Annotated in this window: 21 protein-coding genes; 14 read left to right on the top strand and 7 right to left on the bottom strand. The window is 44.0% G+C overall.

All coding sequences use genetic code 11. The features are described 5' to 3' along the window. Position 1: 1 nt before the first annotated feature. Positions 2-247, bottom strand: a complete 246-nt coding sequence (locus F6J90_RS06990; RefSeq protein WP_293091723.1) for a DUF4926 domain-containing protein — start codon at positions 245-247, stop codon at positions 2-4. Beyond that, on the bottom strand, positions 247-582 hold the full coding sequence (locus tag F6J90_RS06985; RefSeq protein WP_293091722.1) for a DUF6883 domain-containing protein: 336 nt from the start codon (positions 580-582) through the stop codon (positions 247-249). Before F6J90_RS06985 ends, F6J90_RS06990 begins: the two co-directional genes overlap by 1 nt. A 455-nt stretch (positions 583-1037) precedes the next feature. On the opposite strand from F6J90_RS06985, the gene F6J90_RS06980 reads away from it, so the two are divergent. The 5 genes from F6J90_RS06980 (at position 1038) to F6J90_RS06960 (ending at position 3545) form a co-directional block, all read left to right on the top strand. After that, positions 1038-1604 (top strand): Uma2 family endonuclease, encoded by a 567-nt coding sequence (locus F6J90_RS06980; protein WP_293091721.1) that lies wholly within the window; start codon positions 1038-1040, stop codon positions 1602-1604. Positions 1605-1711: 107 nt separating this feature from the next. Continuing rightward, on the top strand, positions 1712-2119 hold the full coding sequence (locus F6J90_RS06975) for a XisH family protein (RefSeq protein ID WP_293091720.1): 408 nt from the start codon (positions 1712-1714) through the stop codon (positions 2117-2119). Beyond that, positions 2110-2454, top strand: coding sequence for a XisI protein (locus F6J90_RS06970; RefSeq protein WP_293091719.1), 345 nt, complete (start codon positions 2110-2112; stop codon positions 2452-2454). Before F6J90_RS06975 ends, F6J90_RS06970 begins: the two co-directional genes overlap by 10 nt. 44 nt (positions 2455-2498) lie before the next feature. After that, positions 2499-2759 carry a hypothetical protein gene (locus tag F6J90_RS06965; RefSeq protein ID WP_293091718.1) on the top strand — a complete coding sequence of 87 codons (261 nt, stop codon included), beginning with the start codon at positions 2499-2501 and terminating at the stop codon, positions 2757-2759. A gap of 45 nt (positions 2760-2804) precedes the next feature. Beyond that, positions 2805-3545 (top strand): methyltransferase domain-containing protein, encoded by a 741-nt coding sequence (locus F6J90_RS06960; protein WP_293091717.1) that lies wholly within the window; start codon positions 2805-2807, stop codon positions 3543-3545. 56 nt (positions 3546-3601) lie between these two features. Here the strand turns inward: F6J90_RS06960 and F6J90_RS06955 are convergent, their stop codons facing one another. Further along, positions 3602-5122, bottom strand: coding sequence for a hypothetical protein (locus F6J90_RS06955; RefSeq protein WP_293091716.1), 1521 nt, complete (start codon positions 5120-5122; stop codon positions 3602-3604). Between the two features lie 58 nt (positions 5123-5180). Here F6J90_RS06955 and F6J90_RS06950 point away from each other — a divergent pair, with 58 nt between their 5' ends. Continuing rightward, complete coding sequence (locus F6J90_RS06950; protein ID WP_293091715.1) at positions 5181-5486, top strand: DUF4090 family protein; 306 nt, start codon at positions 5181-5183, stop codon at positions 5484-5486. Here the strand turns inward: F6J90_RS06950 and F6J90_RS06945 are convergent. Then, positions 5446-5571, bottom strand: a complete 126-nt coding sequence (locus F6J90_RS06945) for a hypothetical protein (protein WP_293091714.1) — start codon at positions 5569-5571, stop codon at positions 5446-5448. The two genes, F6J90_RS06950 and F6J90_RS06945, sit on opposite strands and share 41 nt — an antisense overlap. Before the next feature lie 416 nt (positions 5572-5987). On the opposite strand from F6J90_RS06945, the gene F6J90_RS06940 reads away from it, so the two are divergent. Together F6J90_RS06940 and hppD are read left to right on the top strand one after the other, a co-directional pair. After that, the gene (locus F6J90_RS06940) at positions 5988-6500 is read left to right on the top strand and encodes a DUF533 domain-containing protein (RefSeq protein WP_293091713.1); all 513 of its coding nucleotides are present in this window, start codon (positions 5988-5990) and stop codon (positions 6498-6500) included. A 213-nt stretch (positions 6501-6713) separates the two neighbouring features. Then, a complete protein-coding gene (gene hppD, locus F6J90_RS06935) occupies positions 6714-7859 on the top strand; it encodes a 4-hydroxyphenylpyruvate dioxygenase (RefSeq protein WP_293091712.1) in 1146 nt (381 codons plus the stop codon). Here hppD and F6J90_RS06930 read toward each other — a convergent pair. Then, positions 7856-8926 carry a methyltransferase gene (locus F6J90_RS06930; RefSeq protein WP_293091711.1) on the bottom strand — a complete coding sequence of 357 codons (1071 nt, stop codon included), beginning with the start codon at positions 8924-8926 and terminating at the stop codon, positions 7856-7858. The genes hppD and F6J90_RS06930 overlap by 4 nt on opposite strands. 379 nt (positions 8927-9305) lie before the next feature. On the opposite strand from F6J90_RS06930, the gene F6J90_RS06925 reads away from it, so the two are divergent. The 4 genes from F6J90_RS06925 (at position 9306) to F6J90_RS06910 (ending at position 12647) form a co-directional block, all read left to right on the top strand. Then, the gene (locus F6J90_RS06925) at positions 9306-9656 is read left to right on the top strand and encodes a hypothetical protein (RefSeq protein ID WP_293091710.1); all 351 of its coding nucleotides are present in this window, start codon (positions 9306-9308) and stop codon (positions 9654-9656) included. Between the two features lie 9 nt (positions 9657-9665). Next, on the top strand, positions 9666-10052 hold the full coding sequence (locus F6J90_RS06920) for a hypothetical protein (protein WP_293091709.1): 387 nt from the start codon (positions 9666-9668) through the stop codon (positions 10050-10052). Between the two features lie 494 nt (positions 10053-10546). Next, positions 10547-11785 carry an MATE family efflux transporter gene (locus F6J90_RS06915; protein WP_293091708.1) on the top strand — a complete coding sequence of 413 codons (1239 nt, stop codon included), beginning with the start codon at positions 10547-10549 and terminating at the stop codon, positions 11783-11785. Positions 11786-11801: 16 nt separating this feature from the next. Next, entirely contained in the window at positions 11802-12647 is an 846-nt protein-coding gene (locus tag F6J90_RS06910) for a sulfotransferase domain-containing protein (RefSeq protein WP_293091707.1), read from the top strand. 524 nt (positions 12648-13171) lie between these two features. On the opposite strand, the gene F6J90_RS06905 is transcribed toward F6J90_RS06910, so the two are convergent. Both F6J90_RS06905 and F6J90_RS06900 read right to left on the bottom strand, forming a co-directional pair. Continuing rightward, positions 13172-14170 (bottom strand): heme o synthase, encoded by a 999-nt coding sequence (locus F6J90_RS06905; protein ID WP_293091706.1) that lies wholly within the window; start codon positions 14168-14170, stop codon positions 13172-13174. Between the two features lie 417 nt (positions 14171-14587). Then, entirely contained in the window at positions 14588-15547 is a 960-nt protein-coding gene (locus F6J90_RS06900; RefSeq protein ID WP_293091705.1) for a heme A synthase, read from the bottom strand. Between the two features lie 612 nt (positions 15548-16159). Between F6J90_RS06900 and F6J90_RS06895 the strand changes: the two genes are divergently transcribed. Next, positions 16160-17173 carry a cytochrome c oxidase subunit II gene (locus F6J90_RS06895; RefSeq protein WP_293091704.1) on the top strand — a complete coding sequence of 338 codons (1014 nt, stop codon included), beginning with the start codon at positions 16160-16162 and terminating at the stop codon, positions 17171-17173. A 258-nt stretch (positions 17174-17431) separates the two neighbouring features. Further along, positions 17432-19114 carry a cytochrome c oxidase subunit I gene (ctaD, locus tag F6J90_RS06890; protein WP_293091703.1) on the top strand — a complete coding sequence of 561 codons (1683 nt, stop codon included), beginning with the start codon at positions 17432-17434 and terminating at the stop codon, positions 19112-19114.

The raw sequence follows: 19114 nt of genomic DNA, 5'->3' as shown, positions 1-19114 counted from the left end.
TTCAAACCGCTTCATCCAATATTCGGATATGCAGAACTTCATTTTTCATTAATGGCTCAATTTGTGACTCTGAAACCACTAAAACGGCAATCGTTTCCCCGATCCCATTGAAAACTTCCAGACTATAACCATCCTCTCCGTCTTGTACTGGATGGTGATCGACAATCGTTGCAATATCCCCTTGCTGCAACTTATGCTTGGGAAAATCTTCCCGCAGGGCCACCCGTGAAAATAACTCAAATGCCATTATCTAGCCTCCTTATCTGGGTACAGGGTGATAAACTTTGTCTGTTGAGTTTCATGCTCCACCATCCAAATTGTCTTGATTTCTAGTTCAACTCCATTTGGTCCTACTAAAATACCCCGAATGGTATAAACATCGCCAAATCGGTTGGGTTCATCGCTCAAAGTCGCATCCAATGGCAAAATCTGGGAACGCAAATCTATTTCTAACTGTTGCCAGTTCTCTTGACTATAGCCTGCCTGAGCTAAAAATTTTGACTTATCATCGGTATCACGCCAGACCAACAAATATCTGGTAAGTTTGGCCGTTGCAATGATGGCATCCTGTGGAAGTTTCATAAACCTATATGGTTATATGGTTATCCAGTTTTGGCGTTATCATCCCTAAACGTTATCATTAATTCCCAGTATATTGATTTTTGCACGTTAGTGTAGCCTATCGATCAAGGAATCGCACCCAACCTGGTTCCACGATGATGGCGTTGGGAATTTTATTCGCGATCGCTTATCTATTCTTGTCAAGACATCCGGTCACACAGGACTGACACTGGCCCTTTGATCCAGGGTTCTTTAGTAGAAGAAAGTAGGTTTTTTCGGTAGAGTGGGCAAAACTTACCCACCCCACTTAAATTCAATATTAAGTCTCTACTTGGAAGTAAACATCAACCATGTCGTGTCTAGTACTGACTCTCCCTGTTGTAAGGTAAAGTTGTAACTTATATTAAGCAGTGGTATCTATCATCTAAAACTTGTTCTCGATGCTAACGCTAGCTACGTAATTCATAGAGTCTGCCATGATTGCCAATCCCCAGTCCCAGAAAATGACTGTCGAAGCTTACTTGGAATGGGAACCACGCCAGGAACTTCGATACGAATTTATTAATGGTGACATTTTCGCTATGACAGGTGGCAGCATTCCCCACAACGATATTGCGATTAATCTACTAGCTGCGCTACGTCCCCATGTTCGTCCCAAAGGCTGTCGCATCAATATTGCTGATGCCAAAGTAAAGGTTACCGAATCTATCTACCGTTATCCAGATGTGGTGGTGAGCTGCGATCAGCGAGATAGAATAGCGATTAACGCGATCCAATATCCAAAACTTATCTTTGAAGTGCTCTCCCCCGCTACAGAAGCTCTCGATCGGGGGAATAAGTTCAAAGAATATCGCACTCTACCCAGCCTAGAAGAATACATCCTGATCAGCTCTACCGAGATCAACGTCGAGATTTACCGGAGGGGCGAAGGGCGGTTGTGGCTATACAGGGCATACCAAGCTGGAGATGTGATCACCCTACAGAGCGTTGGTTTTGAGTTTGCGATCGCACTCCTGTACGAGGATATCCCACTAGACCGGTGAACTATCTCAGACTAAGGTTTGGTGGTGCGATCGCCCAAGCAATGGTGAATACATTCGCTCTAGCATATAATCTTACCAGAAAAGGTTCCTGTTTCTTTTAAAAGCTCATGGCAAAGGATCGTTTCCACAATGCAGTGAGAACTGCCCTAGAAAAAGAAAACTGGGTAATTACTGCCGATCCCTATCAACTGAGTGTTGGGGGAGTCGATTTTGAAATTGATCTTGCTGCAGAGCTAATCGCTGCGGAACGAGCAGGAGAAAAAATTGCTGTGGAAATCAAAAGCTTTATTGGCCGATCCCTTGTCTCCGATTTTCATACTGCTCTTGGGCAATGCATCAATTATCAATTTGCCCTAAATGAAGTTGATTCCCAACGTAATCTTTACCTTGCTATTCCTGAAACAATTTACCAATCTTTTTTTCAGCGACGCTTTGTACGATCAGTAATTGATAAGACTCAAATCAATTTACTCATCTATGACCAAACTCAGGAGGTTATTCGGCAATGGCTGTAGAAGAATCTGTAGAACAATATCGTCAGTGGATTCAGCAATTACTGCTAGAACGAGCCAATCGTAAGCCCACCTTCCCGGAAATCGAAGCCCAAGCGGTTTTGGACACGGAACGAGATCATTATCTGTTGCTGCACACTGGCTGGAAAGATAACCGTCGCACCCACGGATGTAGCCTCCACTTAGATATCAAAAATGGTAAAATCTGGATTCAGCATGATGGCACCGAAATTGGCATTGCTACCCAATTGCTTGAACTCGGTGTTCCGGCTGAGGATATTGTTCTTGGCTTCCACTCGCCCAACATGCGCCAATACACCGAGTTTGCAGTTGATTAACTAGATTTCGGGCGTTGCTGAATCTTTCAATAAATAGGAGTAGAGTGGGCATCCTGCCCGCACCAAAATATCGCCAAACAGGCAAGATGCCTATTCCACGGGTAGAGTGGGCATCCTGCCCGCACCAAAATATCGCCGAACAGGCAAGATGCCTATTCCAAACAGGCAAGATGCCTATTCCACGGGTAGAGTGGGCATCCTGCCCGCCCCAAAACATCGCCGAACAGGCAAGATGCCTATTCCACAGGATTTTTTCCCAGATCCGCTGTTCCCTGTTACCTAAAAACATGTACCTCACCACTTGAAAACCGCTATATTAATAATCATAAATAACAATAGCAATTAAAACCATGAGTAGCTCAAATCCAAAACACTATAAAAGAATCGGGAGTATCTATGATGATTTGTGGAGTTACTCAGAAGACTACATTAGATTTATGGGGTTAAGAATAATTGAATATTTACGCTTAACCCCAACAGATAGTCTTGTAGATTTAGGCTGCGGTACAGGGCTTTTTACCCAAGCAATTCCTAAGGAAATACAGTTAGATAATCCGATTATCTGCGTGGATCCTTCTCAAGAGATGCTCTCACAAATCCCTTTAAGCTCTCAATACCAAATTAGGGCAGTAGATGCGATTACTTTTGTTTCTGAAACTTCAGGTTATAATAAGGTCTACATGAAGGAAGCCATTCATCATATAGACAATAAAGAATTACTATTTAAGAGTTTGTTTAAAAAGCTAAATAGTGAAGAAATTTTCTTGCTGATTCTTCTGCCTCCAACTATTGAGTATCCTTTATTCAAGGCAGCTTTAGAGCGATATGAAAGAAGGCAGCCCAACTATAACGATCTAACTAGTTTACTAGAAAAAGTCGGCTTCAACGTCTCAGTTAATTTTGTTGAATATCTTCAGTCAATTCCTAAAGAACAATACTTGAAAATGGTAGCAAATCGCTATATGTCCTTACTGTCATTCTTTGATGATCAACAGTTACAGGAAGGTCTAGCAGAAATCTCAGAAAAATATGCTCAACAATCTATCCTTGAATTTCCTGACCGTTTTGTTTTTATTACAGCAACTAAGTAGTTAAGCTATCAGCTTATGTGCTACGTGCTGCATCCCTATTCCCTACTCCCTGTTCCCTATTCCCTGTTCCCTATTCCCTTTGCTGTAGTCGCGATCGCATCAGCTCTAGCATTCAATCGCTTCAGTAAGGTTGTATGGGAGAGGTTGGGATCATCCTCAAGATTGACCAGACCAAAACTAATCGGGGGTGTATGACCGGGCAAATCTACCCAACGATACCAGGTATAACCGACAAGAGCGGGATGAGTCAAAGCCCTGGCTAAGGACTTAGCGCCATTACGCATCATCCGTGACCTTTCGGAAAACCCGTCTTCTGGTTCATCTGGTAAGGCTCGTTTAGTAAACCTGGTGTGTCCCCAACTAAACTCACTGTTGAGCACTGGCAATTTTGTAGCTTGGTAGTATAGGTCTATCCGCTCATACATGTTGTAGCGATAATTGTTAGCAGATACTACATCTACCCAAGGTCTTTTGATGGCGGAAAATACTGCATCAGAAGGAGGTGCCCCAAACCGACATCCCAGGATTAAATGGTTGTGATCATAGCGGTGAATTGCAGCTGCAGTTTCCTGAAAATAGCGTCGAGCAAATTCTGCTTGAAACGCATTCTGATCGACTAAGTAGCCTTTAGAAACAATCCCTTGTTTTGTCTTAGTCCATTCTTTAATCGTGTCTCTAGATTCAATAGGGACCTGCCAATCTTTTGCTAACTGCTCTAAACTATTACCATGGCGCTTTAAAACAAAATCCCAGGCAGCACTATAGGCGGGTTTTTCTTTATTGAGGCTAAGGCAAAATTGTAGTAAGGATGCCTTAGCGTTATTGGTCAATAACAACTCTGAGTTAACCTTTCGGTCTCGTGTTTCGGCGTGTGCCCAATTGAGTTCATTGTCAGTAAAATATCCCACTAGCAGCTTACTACTTGCCACCGGTGCTACGATTTCCTTAGCTTTAGCATCAATCCCTTCAATCCATTTTGGATCAAACACATCGGGTAACTTTAGCTTCTTGTCATCAACCCTAAGTTCACTGTCTGGAGCAGCTTTGACGAAATTTAGGATAACCGTGTAGGGCATACCCTGATCCCACAATTGAGGTGGGGTCCATGCTCCTAGGGCATTAAAATTCCAGCTCCGCAGCCGCTCAAAGGTAGCTTCCCGAAATGCAGCGGGGTCTTGACCATATTTATCTTCGACAACCGGAACATAGGGAGCAGGATAGCCAAAGTTGACGGAGGTGACACCCCGGTAAAGGAAGGGTTTGCCATCGGGGTCAATCAACCACCAACGACCTTTGTGAGATTTGCCAACTCGGAAAAAATCCTGCTGACCTACTACGGTTTCGGTCTTGATGCGTACTTGGGCAAGAGGACTAGCAGCTTGAGAGGCAAGAAGACTATTGGGTAGGGCAGAGCTCAGCAGTACGATTACTGCTGAGAGGATGAACAGAATAAATCGGGATAATATAGCCCTACGCGCAAGGCAAAAGGCAAGAGGCAAGAGGCAAAAGTTGACTACAACAGCTTTTGCTGCTTGTATCAATGTCCTAACTTTAATGGGTAATGCTATTCTTTCCAATGTTTTATCAAACCGACACCCTGTAAAATACTCTCGTATCTATTACTATCAGCTTACTATGTCTACCGAAACTAATTCCCAGACTCAAACCACTACAGGTGCTGATGCGGTTGATGACGCGATCGCAAAGGGAATTGATTTAGATGGCTCCCCAATCCCCAAAGCTAAGTTAGACCTATACAACCAAGTGATGGGGTTAGAAGCTCAACGGCAACGGAGCGGTGTCAGCAATACCATGAGATCGAGAATTGTGCGGATTGGAGCGAAGCACATCCCTCAAGCAGAACTCAATCAAATGCTGCTCGATGCTGATTTTACCCCTCTTAAAGAGAAAGAGATTGCTTTTTACTACGGGGGTAAGTAGGGAGTAGGGAGTAGGGAGTAGGGAGTAGGGAATAGGGAATAGGGAATAGGGAATAGGGAATAGGGAACAGGGAACAGCGATGCACTGCTATTGCCTATTCCCTATTGCTAGCATGCCTTTTGCCTTAAAAGGATATGCAATGTCGGTCAAACGTTGCTGATAATTGCTATAAATCTCAACAATAGGGTTGGCGAATAGCTACAGCTCTGAATTGATTTCCCTATTAGCTTATGTACAGGGGAAATTTTTAGAGATTATAAATTATTGCTTAAGCTGTAGATTAATGGCTGAATTCATGTGATAATAACGGGCGTGGGTTGATGAAAACTGTTATATAGCGTTTTTTTGTCTGGTGAGGTACATCTTGAAGCTGAAAAGCTTGTTAATTCTAGCTTATGGTGTACCTGATTGGAGTATAAACCGCTATATCCCATGATTGAAGACAGATTACTAGATGTATAGAATCTGTTGGGTCTTTGAATGAAAACTCAGGAAAATAAAATGGCAACAGTTACACCAGAAATCGATCCCGTACGGGAAATCATAGCCAAGTGGTATTTTAAGGAATTGTGGGATTGGGACCTCGGGGAAATCCCTACTGTTGAAGTGCTTAGCACCTTTCTAAAGTCCAATCTTGTTGCTGCAAATGGTGATGGAGAAATCTCAGAAGAGGAGAGAAAATGGATTATTGGAAAGGGAGCAGCGGCTGGAGCGCCAGAATCCTTATTGAAAGAGTTAGAAAGCTATCCAGCTAACGAAGATATCACGGAAGTAGTGACTAGAACCCCAGCCACCAACAAGTCCCGTAAAGCATCTATTTACTTTGCCGTTAAGGCGGCGGCTTCTGATGGAGAATATAACGAAGGGGAAAAGGCAACCATTCGCAAGATGGCTCAAGCCATGGACGTATCAGAAGAAGTTGTTAAGGAAATTGAAGACCTCTGTCTCGAAGAAAAGCGCTTAAAGGAGAAGCGTATTGCCATTTGTTACTCTGAAGGTGATCCCTTTAGCTAAACTATCTCGGGAGCAGGTCAATTTTGTAAGAACACTTGAACTAAAAACGCTTAATTTCGTAGTTACTTAGAAAGACTTGATCTTTTAATAATTCTAAACAACGATAAAACCATTGAGGATCTATTTGGTATTTTATTCAAAATTACCTAGTAAGTTAATTCCATAAAAATATCAAAATTAAACACAGTAGAAGCTCTTTAAGTGGATTTTATCATGAAAATTGATCATGTTCACTTCTATGTTGAAGATGCCAGCATTTTTTGTGATTGGTTAGTCCACACTCTAGGCTTTCAAGCGGTTGCTAGTGGCAGTAGCCACCACACCTACACAAAAGTGCTCAAAAGTGGCTCAATCACCTTTGTGATCTCTTCACCACTAAGATCACAAAGTCCTGTTGCTGAGTTTTTGCGTCTGCATCCTCCTGGGGTGGCTGACATAGCTTTTCTTGTAGAAGACCTCGAAGCGGTGATCGAGAATTCGTCCGCTCAGGGAAACCAAGTGCTACAACCACCTCAGGAGCAATTTCAAAGACACGGACGGCTAAAGTGGAGTCAAATTCCCTCCTGGGGTTCTCTGGTTCATACCCTCGTGGAGCGGGATGGCATCTGTGACCAATCCTTTTTCCCTGCTCAGTTGAACTGGATCACGCAAGAAGGTGCCCATAGTAAGCTACCGTCCCTGAATATAGCAGGAAACCAGGTAAATAACAATCCTCAGACCATGTTCACCAGCATTGATCATGTGGTACTTAATGTAGCTGCTGGTGATTTAGGGCGGGCAGTAAATTGGTATCAACAAGTGCTGAGATTTTGCCCACAACAAATGTTTTCTATTCAGACACAACAGTCTGGCTTATACTCTCAGGTCATGGTTGATCCCACTGGTCAGGTGCAGTTGCCGATCAATGAACCGACTTCTGCTAATTCCCAGATTCAGGAATTTCTAGATGTCAATGGTGGACCAGGAATCCAGCATATTGCTCTTGGAACTAGCAATATACTCCAGGCGATCGCCCAGCTCCGTTCTCGAGGTTTGCCTTTTATTGAGGTTCCTCCCAGCTACTACAGCCACTGGTGGGAAACCCATTGCGGCTCTAATTTCCGTTTACCAAAGGCAGAATGGGAAGAAATTGCTACCAGACAAATTTTAGTAGATTGGCAGCAAGAGTTTCCCCAAGCTTTGTTACTTCAAACCTTCACCCAGCCAATTTTTGGCAAACCTACTTTCTTTTTTGAAGTGATTGAGCGCCGCTTTCAGGCCAAGGGCTTTGGGGAAGGCAATTTTCGTGCTCTGTTTGAAGCAATCGAGCGGGAACAGAACAAGCGAGGACGTTTAAGCACTAGTGAATCACCCATCTAAATTGCGGTCGCCTTAATTCCTTCAATAACGCTGACAATGCCCCGGATTGGCACAATTTTTGTCAGGTTAAACCCTGCTGCTGCAAACAGGGCACGAAATTCTTCAGCAGTGCGTTCCTTGCCCCCCGGACACATAACCAGCATGTTTACATCGATCAGTTTGCCGATAAAGGGATCATTGCCGGAAGGAATTACTTGCTCTACTACCAAAACTTTACCATTGTCTACCATTGCCTGATGACATTGTTTCAAAATGGCGATCACTCGGTCATCATCCCAGTCATGAATAATGTGTTTGAGGATATAAGCCTCAACTCCAGCGGGCACTGATTCAAAAAAGTTTCCGCTGACCAGTTGGCAGCGATCCCTCACGCCACTGCTTGCTATCTGTAGCTTTGCCCCCTCAATCACATCTGGCATATCAAACAAAATCCCTGTCATACCAGGATGTGCTTGCAGGATAGAGATCAGCAAACTACCTTGACCCCCTCCCACATCTACCAGACTATTAATGAATGAAAAGTCATAATCAGCGCTCACGGCTGCATTTTCAAGACTGGATAAACTGGTCATTGCCCGGTCAAAAATGGCCGCAGGTTCAGGGTTTTGAGCATAGTAATCAAACACATTCATGCCAAACAGATGTTCAAATCCGCTTTCGCCAGTTTGCACCGCATGTAGAATGTTGCCCCAACTGCTATAGTGCCCGTGATCGCTGATCATGATTGAAAAATCCCGCAATGAACCGGGAACATCACTCCGGAGAAAGGTTGCCAACGGTGTCATGGCAAATTTCCCCGGTGCGACTTCAGCAAAGATTCCTACGCTTGCCAGTGCCCGCAGAAGTCGATAGAGAGACTGCCCATGAGCATTGGTTAGTGTTGCCAGTTCAGCATAACTCTTTTCGCCGTCCTTTAAATAATCAGCAATTCCCAGTTGGGCAGCAGCGTAGATGGATTGCGACACCCAATTGCCCATGATCATTTGCAACAAAGTCATTTGGGGTAGAGGTGATTCAACAAACTCAGACATATTTGATGTGTGTTCGGGTTGAGATGATGGTTCCATAGGGTTTTACAATAGGAAACACAAAACTCTAAAAAGACTCAATTCAGTATTTTTATATACGCCCCGTGCTAACTCTAATAGCAGAAGGAAATCAATTTGTATAGCAGTCGAAGTAAAGCTTAAGACATATTTCTGCTCCGTTCGCGTAGGCCACGCTACGTGAACGGAGCAGGGAGCAGGGACTTCGGAGCCTGGTTGACTGACAAAAAGTTAAGCACAAATTGGTCAAATGCTTATCAGGAGGGAGATAGCAGGTATTGACAGCAAGCGAGTGGGAGCCAGCATTCTAAAGACAGATACCACTCAAATCCTAGGAATGCTGTGAAAAAAACTCCCGTCTCTACAATGCCCTTAAGACCTGGTTGGGTCAACCCCATGAATGGGCTCACCTGGGTCACCTGACGACCTGTTTATGGATGGTGGTGGCCTTGATCCAAACAGGAGAAGTCAATTTGACCCGTTGGATTCCCGTTCGTCCCGTGGTTCGGCCAATATGCTCAAAGCAAGCAACGTCGGATACAACGTTGGCTTTACAATGCTCGGATTAACATCCATGGCCAAAAGGCCACGCTACGCGAACGGCTGCTACATTCCATTGATTCAAGCAGCTTTGGCGGTAGGACAAGATGACTCTATATATCTGAGGCAAGGAGACCTCACTGTTCACCGGATCAGTATTGTCTGGTGCGATTGGTTGTGGTGCATCGAGCACGGGCCTTACCTGTGGTAGGCGCGGGTGATGGAATCATTTTGCGTGCGTCTGTCTCATTCAACGATTATCGAGGGTCTACTGCAACAAGCCCTTGAACGGAAGCCCTATGGGAGTCAAGGTGGCGCGTGCTTGCAGACCGTGGCTTTGTCCACACTGAGCAAGATGAAAGCGATGACCTGCCAATGGGGATGGCATTATCGGATTCGATTGAAAAAGGACAGTTGGATAAGGCGAGCAGGGATTGGCTGGTCTCAGCTTAAAGATTTCCATGTTCTTGCGAGGAAAACTTTTTGGATGACCAGTCCAATGGGAGCGAATCTGCAGAAGTCTGAAATTCGTTCAGTGCCTGCCCTATCTCGGTTGTGGTTTATCCTGGCCGTAGCCACTCGTTTGCGTCACCGCTCTTGGTGTTGAGGATTGTAGAAACGGGTAAGCGTCGGTGGGTCGATACTCACTGGTGCGCCGGGTAACAGCTACTTTCGGATTGGTTGGGAGTGGATCAAAGCCTATGCCAGAGAATGGCTGGACACTAATTCGACGGGTGTGTTTCACAACTAATCAAGACCCTGACCCGGTGATAGCTTCGCGAAAACAACATCTGAAACGATGTTATCGGCTGGAATTCAAAATACAAACGTACAAGTATGCTGCTGAATAGTTTTGTCAGTCAACCAGGTTCATTAAGCACCTAAACAAAATTAATTTCCTACTACGAATCTCTGTAACCCTTACATCGTAATGCTTTGAGTTTTGCAAAATGTGTAATTAATTTTGTGCACCTGCTTATATACCTACACTACCTGATTTTCTTGAAAAAAATTGTATAAGAGGACTTTTGTCAAGTACATTTTATACTAAATTAGATGAGCTTACCCTGTAACATTAGCTGTTAATTCGACGAACAAAGCATGTACAGCACTGCAATGGAAAGTCTCCTTGCTCGCTTTTACCGACTAGCTGCTGTCAATATACTCTCCAACATCATGGTTCCTCTAGCTAGCTTGGTGGACGTAGCTTTCCTTGGACATTTATCTGATATCAGTTACCTAGCAGGAGTTTCTTTAGCAGCCATTTTGTTTAGCTATCTTTACCGATTACTAAACTTCCTGCGCCTGGGAACTACTGGAGTCACCGCCCAAGCCGTGGGACAAGACGATCACAAGGAAGTCCTTTTATTACTTCTCCGCAATGGATTAATTGCTCTAGGGCTAGGCTTAATCATCTTGATTTTGCAATATCCCCTGCGAGAAATCGGTTTTTTTATTCTTAGTGCTTCCCCAGATGTAAAGTTGGCAGGAATAGATTACTTCAACGCTCGTATTTGGGGAGCGCCTGCCGTTGTGGTAAATTTAGTACTCATTATTCGTTGGGGATGGAATAGTGCAGGTGCTGGTCTGGCGTCAGGTTTGAGCCAGTATGTAGCTTTACTGTTTGGCTTAGTGTTTTTCTTGGGAGAGGTAGACTGGCAACAACTATCAGCCGCGATTCCTAAGCTCAAAGAATCATCGGGTTTCAAGGCTGCCTTTGTCCTTAATGGCAATATCCTCATCAGGACTGTAGCGATCATGTCCACGTTAGCTTTGTTTACCGAACTCAGTGCAATTCTAGGTACGGTAGTACTTGCAGAAAACAGCATACTCTTACAGATAATCTTATTTACCATCTTTTTCTTTGAAGGCATAGGATTTGCCACAGAAAGTTTGAGTGGCTACTTCAAGGAAAAAAATCATAATGATTCTCTGCTTGCCTTAGTCAGGATTTCAGTGGGTATTAGCCTGGTTGTGGGAATAACCTTAGCTTCTGCTTGCAATCTTTTCCCCGAAACTTTATTCGGACTTTTAACCAACCATGCTGAGGTAATAGCTCCCCTCAAAGTTTACGATCGCTGGTTATTTGTGGTACTAGTAAGCTCATCCATAGCTTTCATGCTGGATGGCTACTTCATTGGTCTAGCTGAGGGAAGTATAGTTCGCAATGTTGCCGTAGCTGCTGCATTGTTGGTTTTTGTTCCTGTAGCTGCGATCGCTTGGTATTTCCACAACAATCATATTCTTTGGTTAGCCTTGTCCTCGTTCATACTCTCTAGAGCTATCATGCTCCTGATTCAACTACCCAAGACATTCGTAACAGATAGTTGCACTACTTAGAAAAAAGATGAGTCCTATGCTAGAAAATCAAGCTCCAAGAATAATCATTAAAGATCAAACTAGAGATTCTCAAATTTGGCATGATATTAGCTACCGTCCCACAGACATTATTGTTGCCTCTGCCTATAAAACAGGGACAACATTAACTCAACAGATAATCAATTTAATCGTTCATGGCAGTGATAACTTTGAATCGATACACCTTTTCAGTCCCTGGGTAGAAACACTTTTTGCACCAATCAAAGTTAGTTTAGAGAAAATAGAAGCACTACCAGATCGAAGAATCCTCAAAACTCATCTACCTTTCGAGGCACTACCCTATAATCGGGAATGGAAATATATTTACTTAGCTAGGGACGGTAGAGACATTGGGCTTTCGTTATACAACCACATCAACTCCTACTTGGATGAAATAAAAAATTTTCCTAAAGACTTTACTAAATTTTGGGATGAGTGGTTAGAAACAGGTGAACCTTGCTTGTATCCTCTCTTGGAGCATATCCATAGCTGGTGGCAATTTAAGCATCTTCCCAATCTCATGTTACTCCACTACGACACAATCATAAACCACAAGTCTGAAGTGGTAGACAAGATCGCTAGCTTCATAGGTGCAGATTTAACCCCTGAAATCAAACAGCTAGTATTAGACAAATCTTCTTTGGCGTATATGAAAGCAAATTGGGAGAAATTCCAACCACCTAATCTCTTCAAGCCAAAAACTTTCATTAATAAAGGGGTAAACGGTCGCTGGAAAGGCATACTATTCCCTGAACAAATCGATAGATATGAAAAACTCCTGGCTGCAAAATTAGAACCTGAATGTGCAGCCTGGGTGAAAAACGGTGGTTTTATTGTGTATTAGCGCTTCTGTAGCAAAGAGAATAAATTTATAAACACATACCTTATCCACTTATTCCATCTTGGTCTATTCGCCTTCGCACCTGATGTTTATCAGAAAAAGTTTCAATATAACCCCCCTTCTTCAGAGCCACGAGGCAACAGCTACTTTACGGGTTGGGAGTGGGTCAAATTTGCCAAAGCCAATGGCAGTCAACTTATTCATCGGGTACGTTTCACCTCTAATTACGACCCTGACCCAGCCATGGCCTCCCGCAAACAACATCAGAAAAGGTACTATCGACTGGAATTTCAGGTAAAAACCTACGAGTATGCTTTCCAATAAGTTTTGTCAGTCAACCAGCTTCGGAGCAGTCAAGTCAGAAGAGGTAAGAGGTAAGATGGTAAAAATCCTGTGTACCTCATTAGAATAAAAACCGCTATATAAATATCAATAGGGTTGGCGAATTGCTACACCTGTGAGCGAATTCACCAACCCTATTTGCTGATAGCTGATAGCTGATCGCTGATCGCTTACCAGCAAACACCCTAAACTAAGTTAATACTTACCTGCTCCAATACTGTAGAAATTGCTTGAATCAAAACTTGGGAATTCTCTGCCACAGTTGCAGTAATTTCCCTGGTCATCGGTAAGCTATCTACTACGATACCAGTACACAATAACATCATATAGAGAATTGAGTACTTAAACATAGACCGGGCAAGTTGATTATCTGTAGGTTCCTTAAGCAGCAACCATGCTTTTTTGATAAAAATACTGCCCAAAAGAATAGCAACTATTCCATAAACCACCCCCGATTCTCCTAAGGGATAGATTAACAATAGGGAAGTAGGGACGACTAATAAGGTGTAATACCAGATTTGACGAACAGTAACTTCTTCACCGGCTACTACCGGTAACATCGGGATCCCAACTTTGGCGTAATCCTCGTGAATCATTAAGGCCAAGGCCCAGAAGTGAGGTGGTGTCCACAAGAAGACGATTATAAATAGTAACCAAGCGGCCCAACTCAATTCTCCTGTCACCGCAGCCCAACCCACTAGTGCTGGAATTGCTCCTGCTGCACCACCAATGACGATGTTTTGGGCAGTGTGGCGCTTGAGGATATGAGTGTATATGGCCATATAGAAGATAATGCCAGATAGCGCTAGCAAGGCACTAAGGAGGTTAGCGAAGACTGTTAGCAGGGTGAACGACAGTATTGCTAATGCGATCGCAAACAGCAAAGCATCACGAGGCTGCACTTTCCCAGAGGGAATGGGACGGTGGCGAGTGCGCAACATTTCATAGTCGATATCACGGTCATAGATGCAGTTAAGCACTTGGGCAGATGCTGCGGCCAAAGTCCCACCGACCAGGGTAACTAGCAATAATATAGGATCGACTTGTCCATCGGATGCCAACCACATCCCTGCCGCTGTCGTAATTAATAGTAGTGGAATGATTCGAGGCTTTGTTAGTTGATAGTAACTTTGAATAACCTCTCTTATGTTTTCATGTTGACGGGTTAAACTAGTCCCAAGCATTCAATTCACCAATTCCTTCTCTAAAAAGTCTCAAGTGTTAAGGATGTTCGTCCTTAGGGTTCCCTTAGGGTAGGAGGAAGCATCAAGGATTAAGGATCAAGGGTGAAGTTTGAAGGATAACAACATAGGGATTGCTGAGTCACCAATTCATGGTATACTTCTTATGGTCTGATCCTTTTCAGAGGTGCGACCCGTGGCGAATTTAATTCGCCAACGGAAAGCGCACCTATAGTATTTTTAGTAAAAACAAGTAGACCAACAAGTAGATAACGGTTCCCGGATCATAGTTTCAAGATGGGTTCCCCTAGGGGCTCAATCGTCCGATTCTATTTAGCTGATCTACAACTTATAAAACCGGACTTGATAGTTTACTTGCCAGCTATCACACTGGATACGTCACACTTAATCCTTCATAATTCATACGTTCTCTGATACTTGACACTGTCGTTGACACTCCACACTTGCGCGGTCACGTAAGGCGAAGACTGTAAACCCTACCAGTACTCCTAATAACGCTGCTCCCACTGCTTGATGGCAGATAGTTAGTAGTTCCACTTGTAGCCTTAACCGGAAGGTAGCAACACCGAGGAGTATCTGTAAAACTACCAAGCTAGCAGCTAGATTAGCTAACTGTCGCAGTACTGGATGTAGGGCCGGTGTCCGGGATGCTATCACCACCACCGCAACTGTTGCTACGGTCGCTGGCACCACACCAGCAATATGGCTATTCATCACGGTACACAGCTCAGATGCGCCAAAACACTGATGCACTGCCCAGCGGGAAGCGACTAGTCCACCTAATAGACTTTGTAGATAAACAAAAATCACTGCGCTTAAGCTCAGCCAAGGTAACTTCCCAACTGAACCTGTTCCTTGATAGGGGGTCAGCAGTGTACCAATCACGATTAGAGTTGAGAAAAATAGCAGTGCTGTTCCTAGATGAGCAGTGACGATATCAAACCGGAGCAGTTCTGTAACCGTCAGTCCGCCGAGGACTCCTTGGAAAATAATTAGCCCTAGAGCAAATGTGGATATCCAGGGCAGCCAGTTGGGTAAATCCCGCCGATACCACCAAGATAAGCTCGCCAGAGCGATCGCACTAATACCAATCAAGGCAGCATCAAGGCGGTGAAACCACTCTAAAAATACTTGCAAATTCATCTGCTGGCTTGGCACGAGCTGACCATAGCATAAAGGCCAGTCTGGGCAAGCCAGACCAGCATTCATCACCCTGGTGGCACTGCCTACTGCCATCAACAGCAGGGTAGCGATCGCAATTTTCCACACCAAGCTCCGAATCCTGGCCTGAGGCTGGGTCAGGTTGTTGGAGGTTACATCATTCTGATTCTGATCAAGAGCCGATTGAGCTATAGCCATCTGCAATAGGAAAATGCAAACTAAGTTAATCAAATCCTGAGTAGTGGCTCATTTTCGTTGGTAGAAGATTGCCAATCTCAAAGATCATCTCTATTCCTATACCACTGTAACCAGCCTTTTCCTTAATTTCTGAAGCTTTAGAGATTTTTCAGATTGCTATTCCCCTGCCCTAAAGGGTCACAGTTACTTGGACTCCATGATTTACTATTGATTTACTTTTTTATATTTTTTTTAGCTATGTTAAGTTTTATTGAATAAAATCTTAAGTTTTCTGAAAATTTTCTCGGTGCTGTGCTAGTGATTCTAAAAAAAAGTCTAAAAATCTCAAGGTGTGACCCAATCAATTGTTTAGCTGCTTTACCGTAGTTATTAGAGCAAGGCAAGCTAGCTCTATATCCTCTACTCACGCCCCTCACTGCTAGCAGAGCATCAGAATTGTTGCCTCTGTTGTGTCTAATATGGGCACTATGGGGGGAGTAGGTCACCAGAAGGCTGATTTTCCTGAAAAATATAGCCATGCCCTGACATTTTAGGACACTAAGTCTGTTGGTGCCTCGCCTGCCTTGATAATCCCTGTTAGTTTTGTTGATATAAGTATTCAACCCTAACCTCGTGAACATTCCAAGCCAAATTTCAACGCTTATTGCTGGCATTATCATTACCCTGATTAGTCTCTGGTACGGTCAGAATCATGGACTTTTGCCAGTAGCCGCCTCCTCAGAAGCCGGTGATGTAGATGGTCTGTTCAACCTGATGATGACCATTTCCACTGGTCTATTTCTCCTCATCCAAGGGGCACTTATCCTAATAGTCATCAAATTTCGTAGACAAAAAAATGACCAAACCGATGGGCCATCGACCCATGGCAATATCCCCCTAGAGATGCTTTGGACCGCAATCCCTACAGTGATTGTTTTTGTCCTAGCTGTCTATAGCTTTGAGGTCTACAACGCTATGGGAGGTCTGGATCCGATGGCTTCTCATGACCACCATCAGCAGGAAATTGCCCACAATCATGAGATCTCACCATCTGGGCAACAGGGGAATGAAAGTCTGATTGCTATGGCTCCGGGTCAAGGCACAGTTGCCCTAGGTATTGGAGCGCCTCCAGGACAAGAAGGCCAAGGTCAACCCCTAGAGGTTAATGTGGCCGGTATGCAGTATGCCTGGATTTTCACCTACCCTGAAACCGGTGTTATGTCTGGGGAAATGCATGTCCCAGTTGGACAACCGGTTAAGCTGAATATCGAAGCTAACGATGTGATCCACGCCTTCTGGTTGCCAGAGTTTCGGATTAAGCAAGATGCTATCCCAGGTCGGACTAGTCAACTAGGATTTACAGCGACTAGAGTGGGTGATTACCCGATCATCTGTGCTGAACTCTGCGGGTCCTACCATGGAGGAATGAAAACCCGGTTAATCGTTGAAACACCGGAAGAGTATCAAGCCTGGGTTCAGGAAAATCAATTCGCTAGTGCAGACACCATGGAAAAAGCGGTGGCTGTCAACCCTACTACCATGTCAGAGGGTGAGTTCTTGGCTCCCTATGCTTCTGAAATGGGTATTGATTCCCAAACTCTCCAACACCTAGACCACTCTCACCATCATCCTGAAATTATCAAATAAGTTGATATTAGAATTAAGAATTAAGAATTAAGAATGAAGAATTGAGAATGAAGAATTGAGAATGAAGAATTGAGAATGAGGAAATTCAAGAAAATTTATAATTTAGAATGAAGAATGCGCGAAGGTAGCATTATCCATTATCCATTCTAAATTATTAATTATCCATTCTAAATTATTAATTATCCATATCCATTCTAAATTCTAAATTCTAAATTCTTAATTTTGGCTGTTGCCTATCCTTTTAGTTGATACTATCCCATGACGACGCAAGTAGAAAAACCGGAATCTGTCAAGCATGCTGGTCATGTTGAAGAACATGAGCGGCGTTGGCAAGATTACTTCACGTTCAATACGGACCATAAAGTGATTGGGATTCAATACCTGGTCACTTCATTTGTGTTCTATTTCATCGGTGGCGCATTAGCTGGATTAATTCGCACTGAGTTGGCAACACCAGACCCGGATTTATTGAGTCCTTTAACCTACAACCGAGTGTTCACCATGCACGGAACAATTATGTTGTTCCTATGGATTATCCCGGCTGGTGCTGCTTTTGCTAACTATCTGATTCCCTTGATGATTGGGGCAAAAGATATGGCATTCCCCAAGCTGAATGCGGTGGCATTCTGGATGAATGCTGTGGGGGGTTTGCTGTTAATGAGTAGTTTTTTTGTAGGTGCTCCCGAAGCCGGTTGGACCTCTTACCCCCCTTTGAGCTTGATTAGTTCTAAGGTGGGTGAAGAAATTTGGATTCTGAGCATCCTGGTGATCGGGACTTCCTCAGTGCTAGGGGCGCTTAACTTCTTCACCACTATTGTGAAGATGCGCACACCTAGCATGACTATTCATGATATGCCTCTGTTTTGCTGGGCAATGTTAGGAACCTCAATCCTAGTTTTGATTGGTACTCCAGTCCTAGCAGCAGCCTTAATTTTCCTGTCTTTTGATTTAATTGCTGGCACCAATTTCTTTAACCCGGCTGGGGGAGGAGACCCAATTGTCTACCAGCACATGTTCTGGTTTTACTCCCACCCAGCGGTGTACATCATGGTGCTACCGTTCTTTGGGGTAATCTCCGAAATCCTACCGGTACATGCCCGTAAGCCGATTTTTGGCTATCGTGCGATCGCATACTCCAGTATGTTGATTTGTTTCCTAGGACTAATTGTCTGGGCGCACCATATGTTCACTAGTGGCACTCCTGGTTGGTTGCGGATGTTCTTTATGGCTGCCACCATGCTGATTGCTGTCCCAACAGGGATTAAGGTGTTTAGCTGGGTGGCAACGATTTGGGGCGGAAAAATCAACTTAAATAGTGCCATGCTCTTTGGTATGGGCTTTATCTCGGCATTTTTGATTGGGGGTCTCAGCGGTGTCATGCTCGCTTCCGTTCCCTTTGATGTCCATGTCCATGACACTTATTTCATTGTGGCTCACTTCCACTACGTTCTGTTTGGTGGTAGTGTGCTCGGGTTATTTGGCGCAGTTTATCACTGGTTCCCCAAAATGACCGGGCGAATGGTCAACGAAACCTTAGGACGCATTCACTTTGTGTTGACCTTCATTGGTCTAAACATGACCTTTTTGCCGATGCATGAGCTTGGTCTATTGGGTATGAACCGTCGGGTTGCTATGTATGACCCCCAGTTTCAAAGCCTCAACATGATCTGCACCATTGGCTCCTATCTTCTAGCGGTTTCTACCATACCCTTTGTGATTAATATCCTCTGGAGTTTGAACCGTGGTCCAATTGCTGGTCGCAATCCTTGGAGAGCTCTGACATTAGAGTGGCAAACGACCTCTCCTCCTGCCATTGAGAACTTTGACGAGGAACCAATTTTGTGGTCCGGTCCTTACGAATACGGTATCGACAGTTATAGTGTTGACACCGATAAACAGGTCGAGGAGTTGCTGGTTGAAGTTAAAGGAGATGTTGGGTAA

The sequence above is a fragment of the Moorena sp. SIOASIH genome (genome assembly GCF_010671925.1).
Classification (GTDB): Bacteria; Cyanobacteriota; Cyanobacteriia; order Cyanobacteriales; family Coleofasciculaceae; genus Moorena.
Note: the sequence above shows the minus strand (reverse complement) of the source record. Positions and strands in the feature narration are given on the sequence as shown.

Excerpts from the sequence above, each read along its gene's own strand:
- F6J90_RS06980 (WP_293091721.1), top strand. The coding sequence starts at position 1,038 with ATGATTGCCAATCCCCAGTCCCAGAAAATGACTGTCGAAGCTTACTTG.
- F6J90_RS06940 (WP_293091713.1), top strand. The coding sequence starts at position 5,988 with ATGGCAACAGTTACACCAGAAATCGATCCCGTACGGGAAATCATAGCC.
- F6J90_RS06950 (WP_293091715.1), top strand. The coding sequence starts at position 5,181 with ATGTCTACCGAAACTAATTCCCAGACTCAAACCACTACAGGTGCTGAT.
- F6J90_RS06905 (WP_293091706.1), bottom strand. The coding sequence starts at position 14,170 with ATGCTTGGGACTAGTTTAACCCGTCAACATGAAAACATAAGAGAGGTT.
- F6J90_RS06900 (WP_293091705.1), bottom strand. The coding sequence starts at position 15,547 with ATGGCTATAGCTCAATCGGCTCTTGATCAGAATCAGAATGATGTAACC.
- F6J90_RS06925 (WP_293091710.1), top strand. The coding sequence starts at position 9,306 with ATGGGCTCACCTGGGTCACCTGACGACCTGTTTATGGATGGTGGTGGC.
- ctaD (WP_293091703.1), top strand. The coding sequence starts at position 17,432 with ATGACGACGCAAGTAGAAAAACCGGAATCTGTCAAGCATGCTGGTCAT.
- F6J90_RS06960 (WP_293091717.1), top strand. The coding sequence starts at position 2,805 with ATGAGTAGCTCAAATCCAAAACACTATAAAAGAATCGGGAGTATCTAT.
- F6J90_RS06985 (WP_293091722.1), bottom strand. The coding sequence starts at position 582 with ATGAAACTTCCACAGGATGCCATCATTGCAACGGCCAAACTTACCAGA.
- F6J90_RS06975 (WP_293091720.1), top strand. The coding sequence starts at position 1,712 with ATGGCAAAGGATCGTTTCCACAATGCAGTGAGAACTGCCCTAGAAAAA.
- F6J90_RS06970 (WP_293091719.1), top strand. The coding sequence starts at position 2,110 with ATGGCTGTAGAAGAATCTGTAGAACAATATCGTCAGTGGATTCAGCAA.
- F6J90_RS06910 (WP_293091707.1), top strand. The coding sequence starts at position 11,802 with ATGCTAGAAAATCAAGCTCCAAGAATAATCATTAAAGATCAAACTAGA.
- F6J90_RS06990 (WP_293091723.1), bottom strand. The coding sequence starts at position 247 with ATGGCATTTGAGTTATTTTCACGGGTGGCCCTGCGGGAAGATTTTCCC.
- hppD (WP_293091712.1), top strand. The coding sequence starts at position 6,714 with ATGAAAATTGATCATGTTCACTTCTATGTTGAAGATGCCAGCATTTTT.
- F6J90_RS06915 (WP_293091708.1), top strand. The coding sequence starts at position 10,547 with ATGTACAGCACTGCAATGGAAAGTCTCCTTGCTCGCTTTTACCGACTA.
- F6J90_RS06920 (WP_293091709.1), top strand. The coding sequence starts at position 9,666 with ATGGAATCATTTTGCGTGCGTCTGTCTCATTCAACGATTATCGAGGGT.
- F6J90_RS06930 (WP_293091711.1), bottom strand. The coding sequence starts at position 8,926 with ATGGAACCATCATCTCAACCCGAACACACATCAAATATGTCTGAGTTT.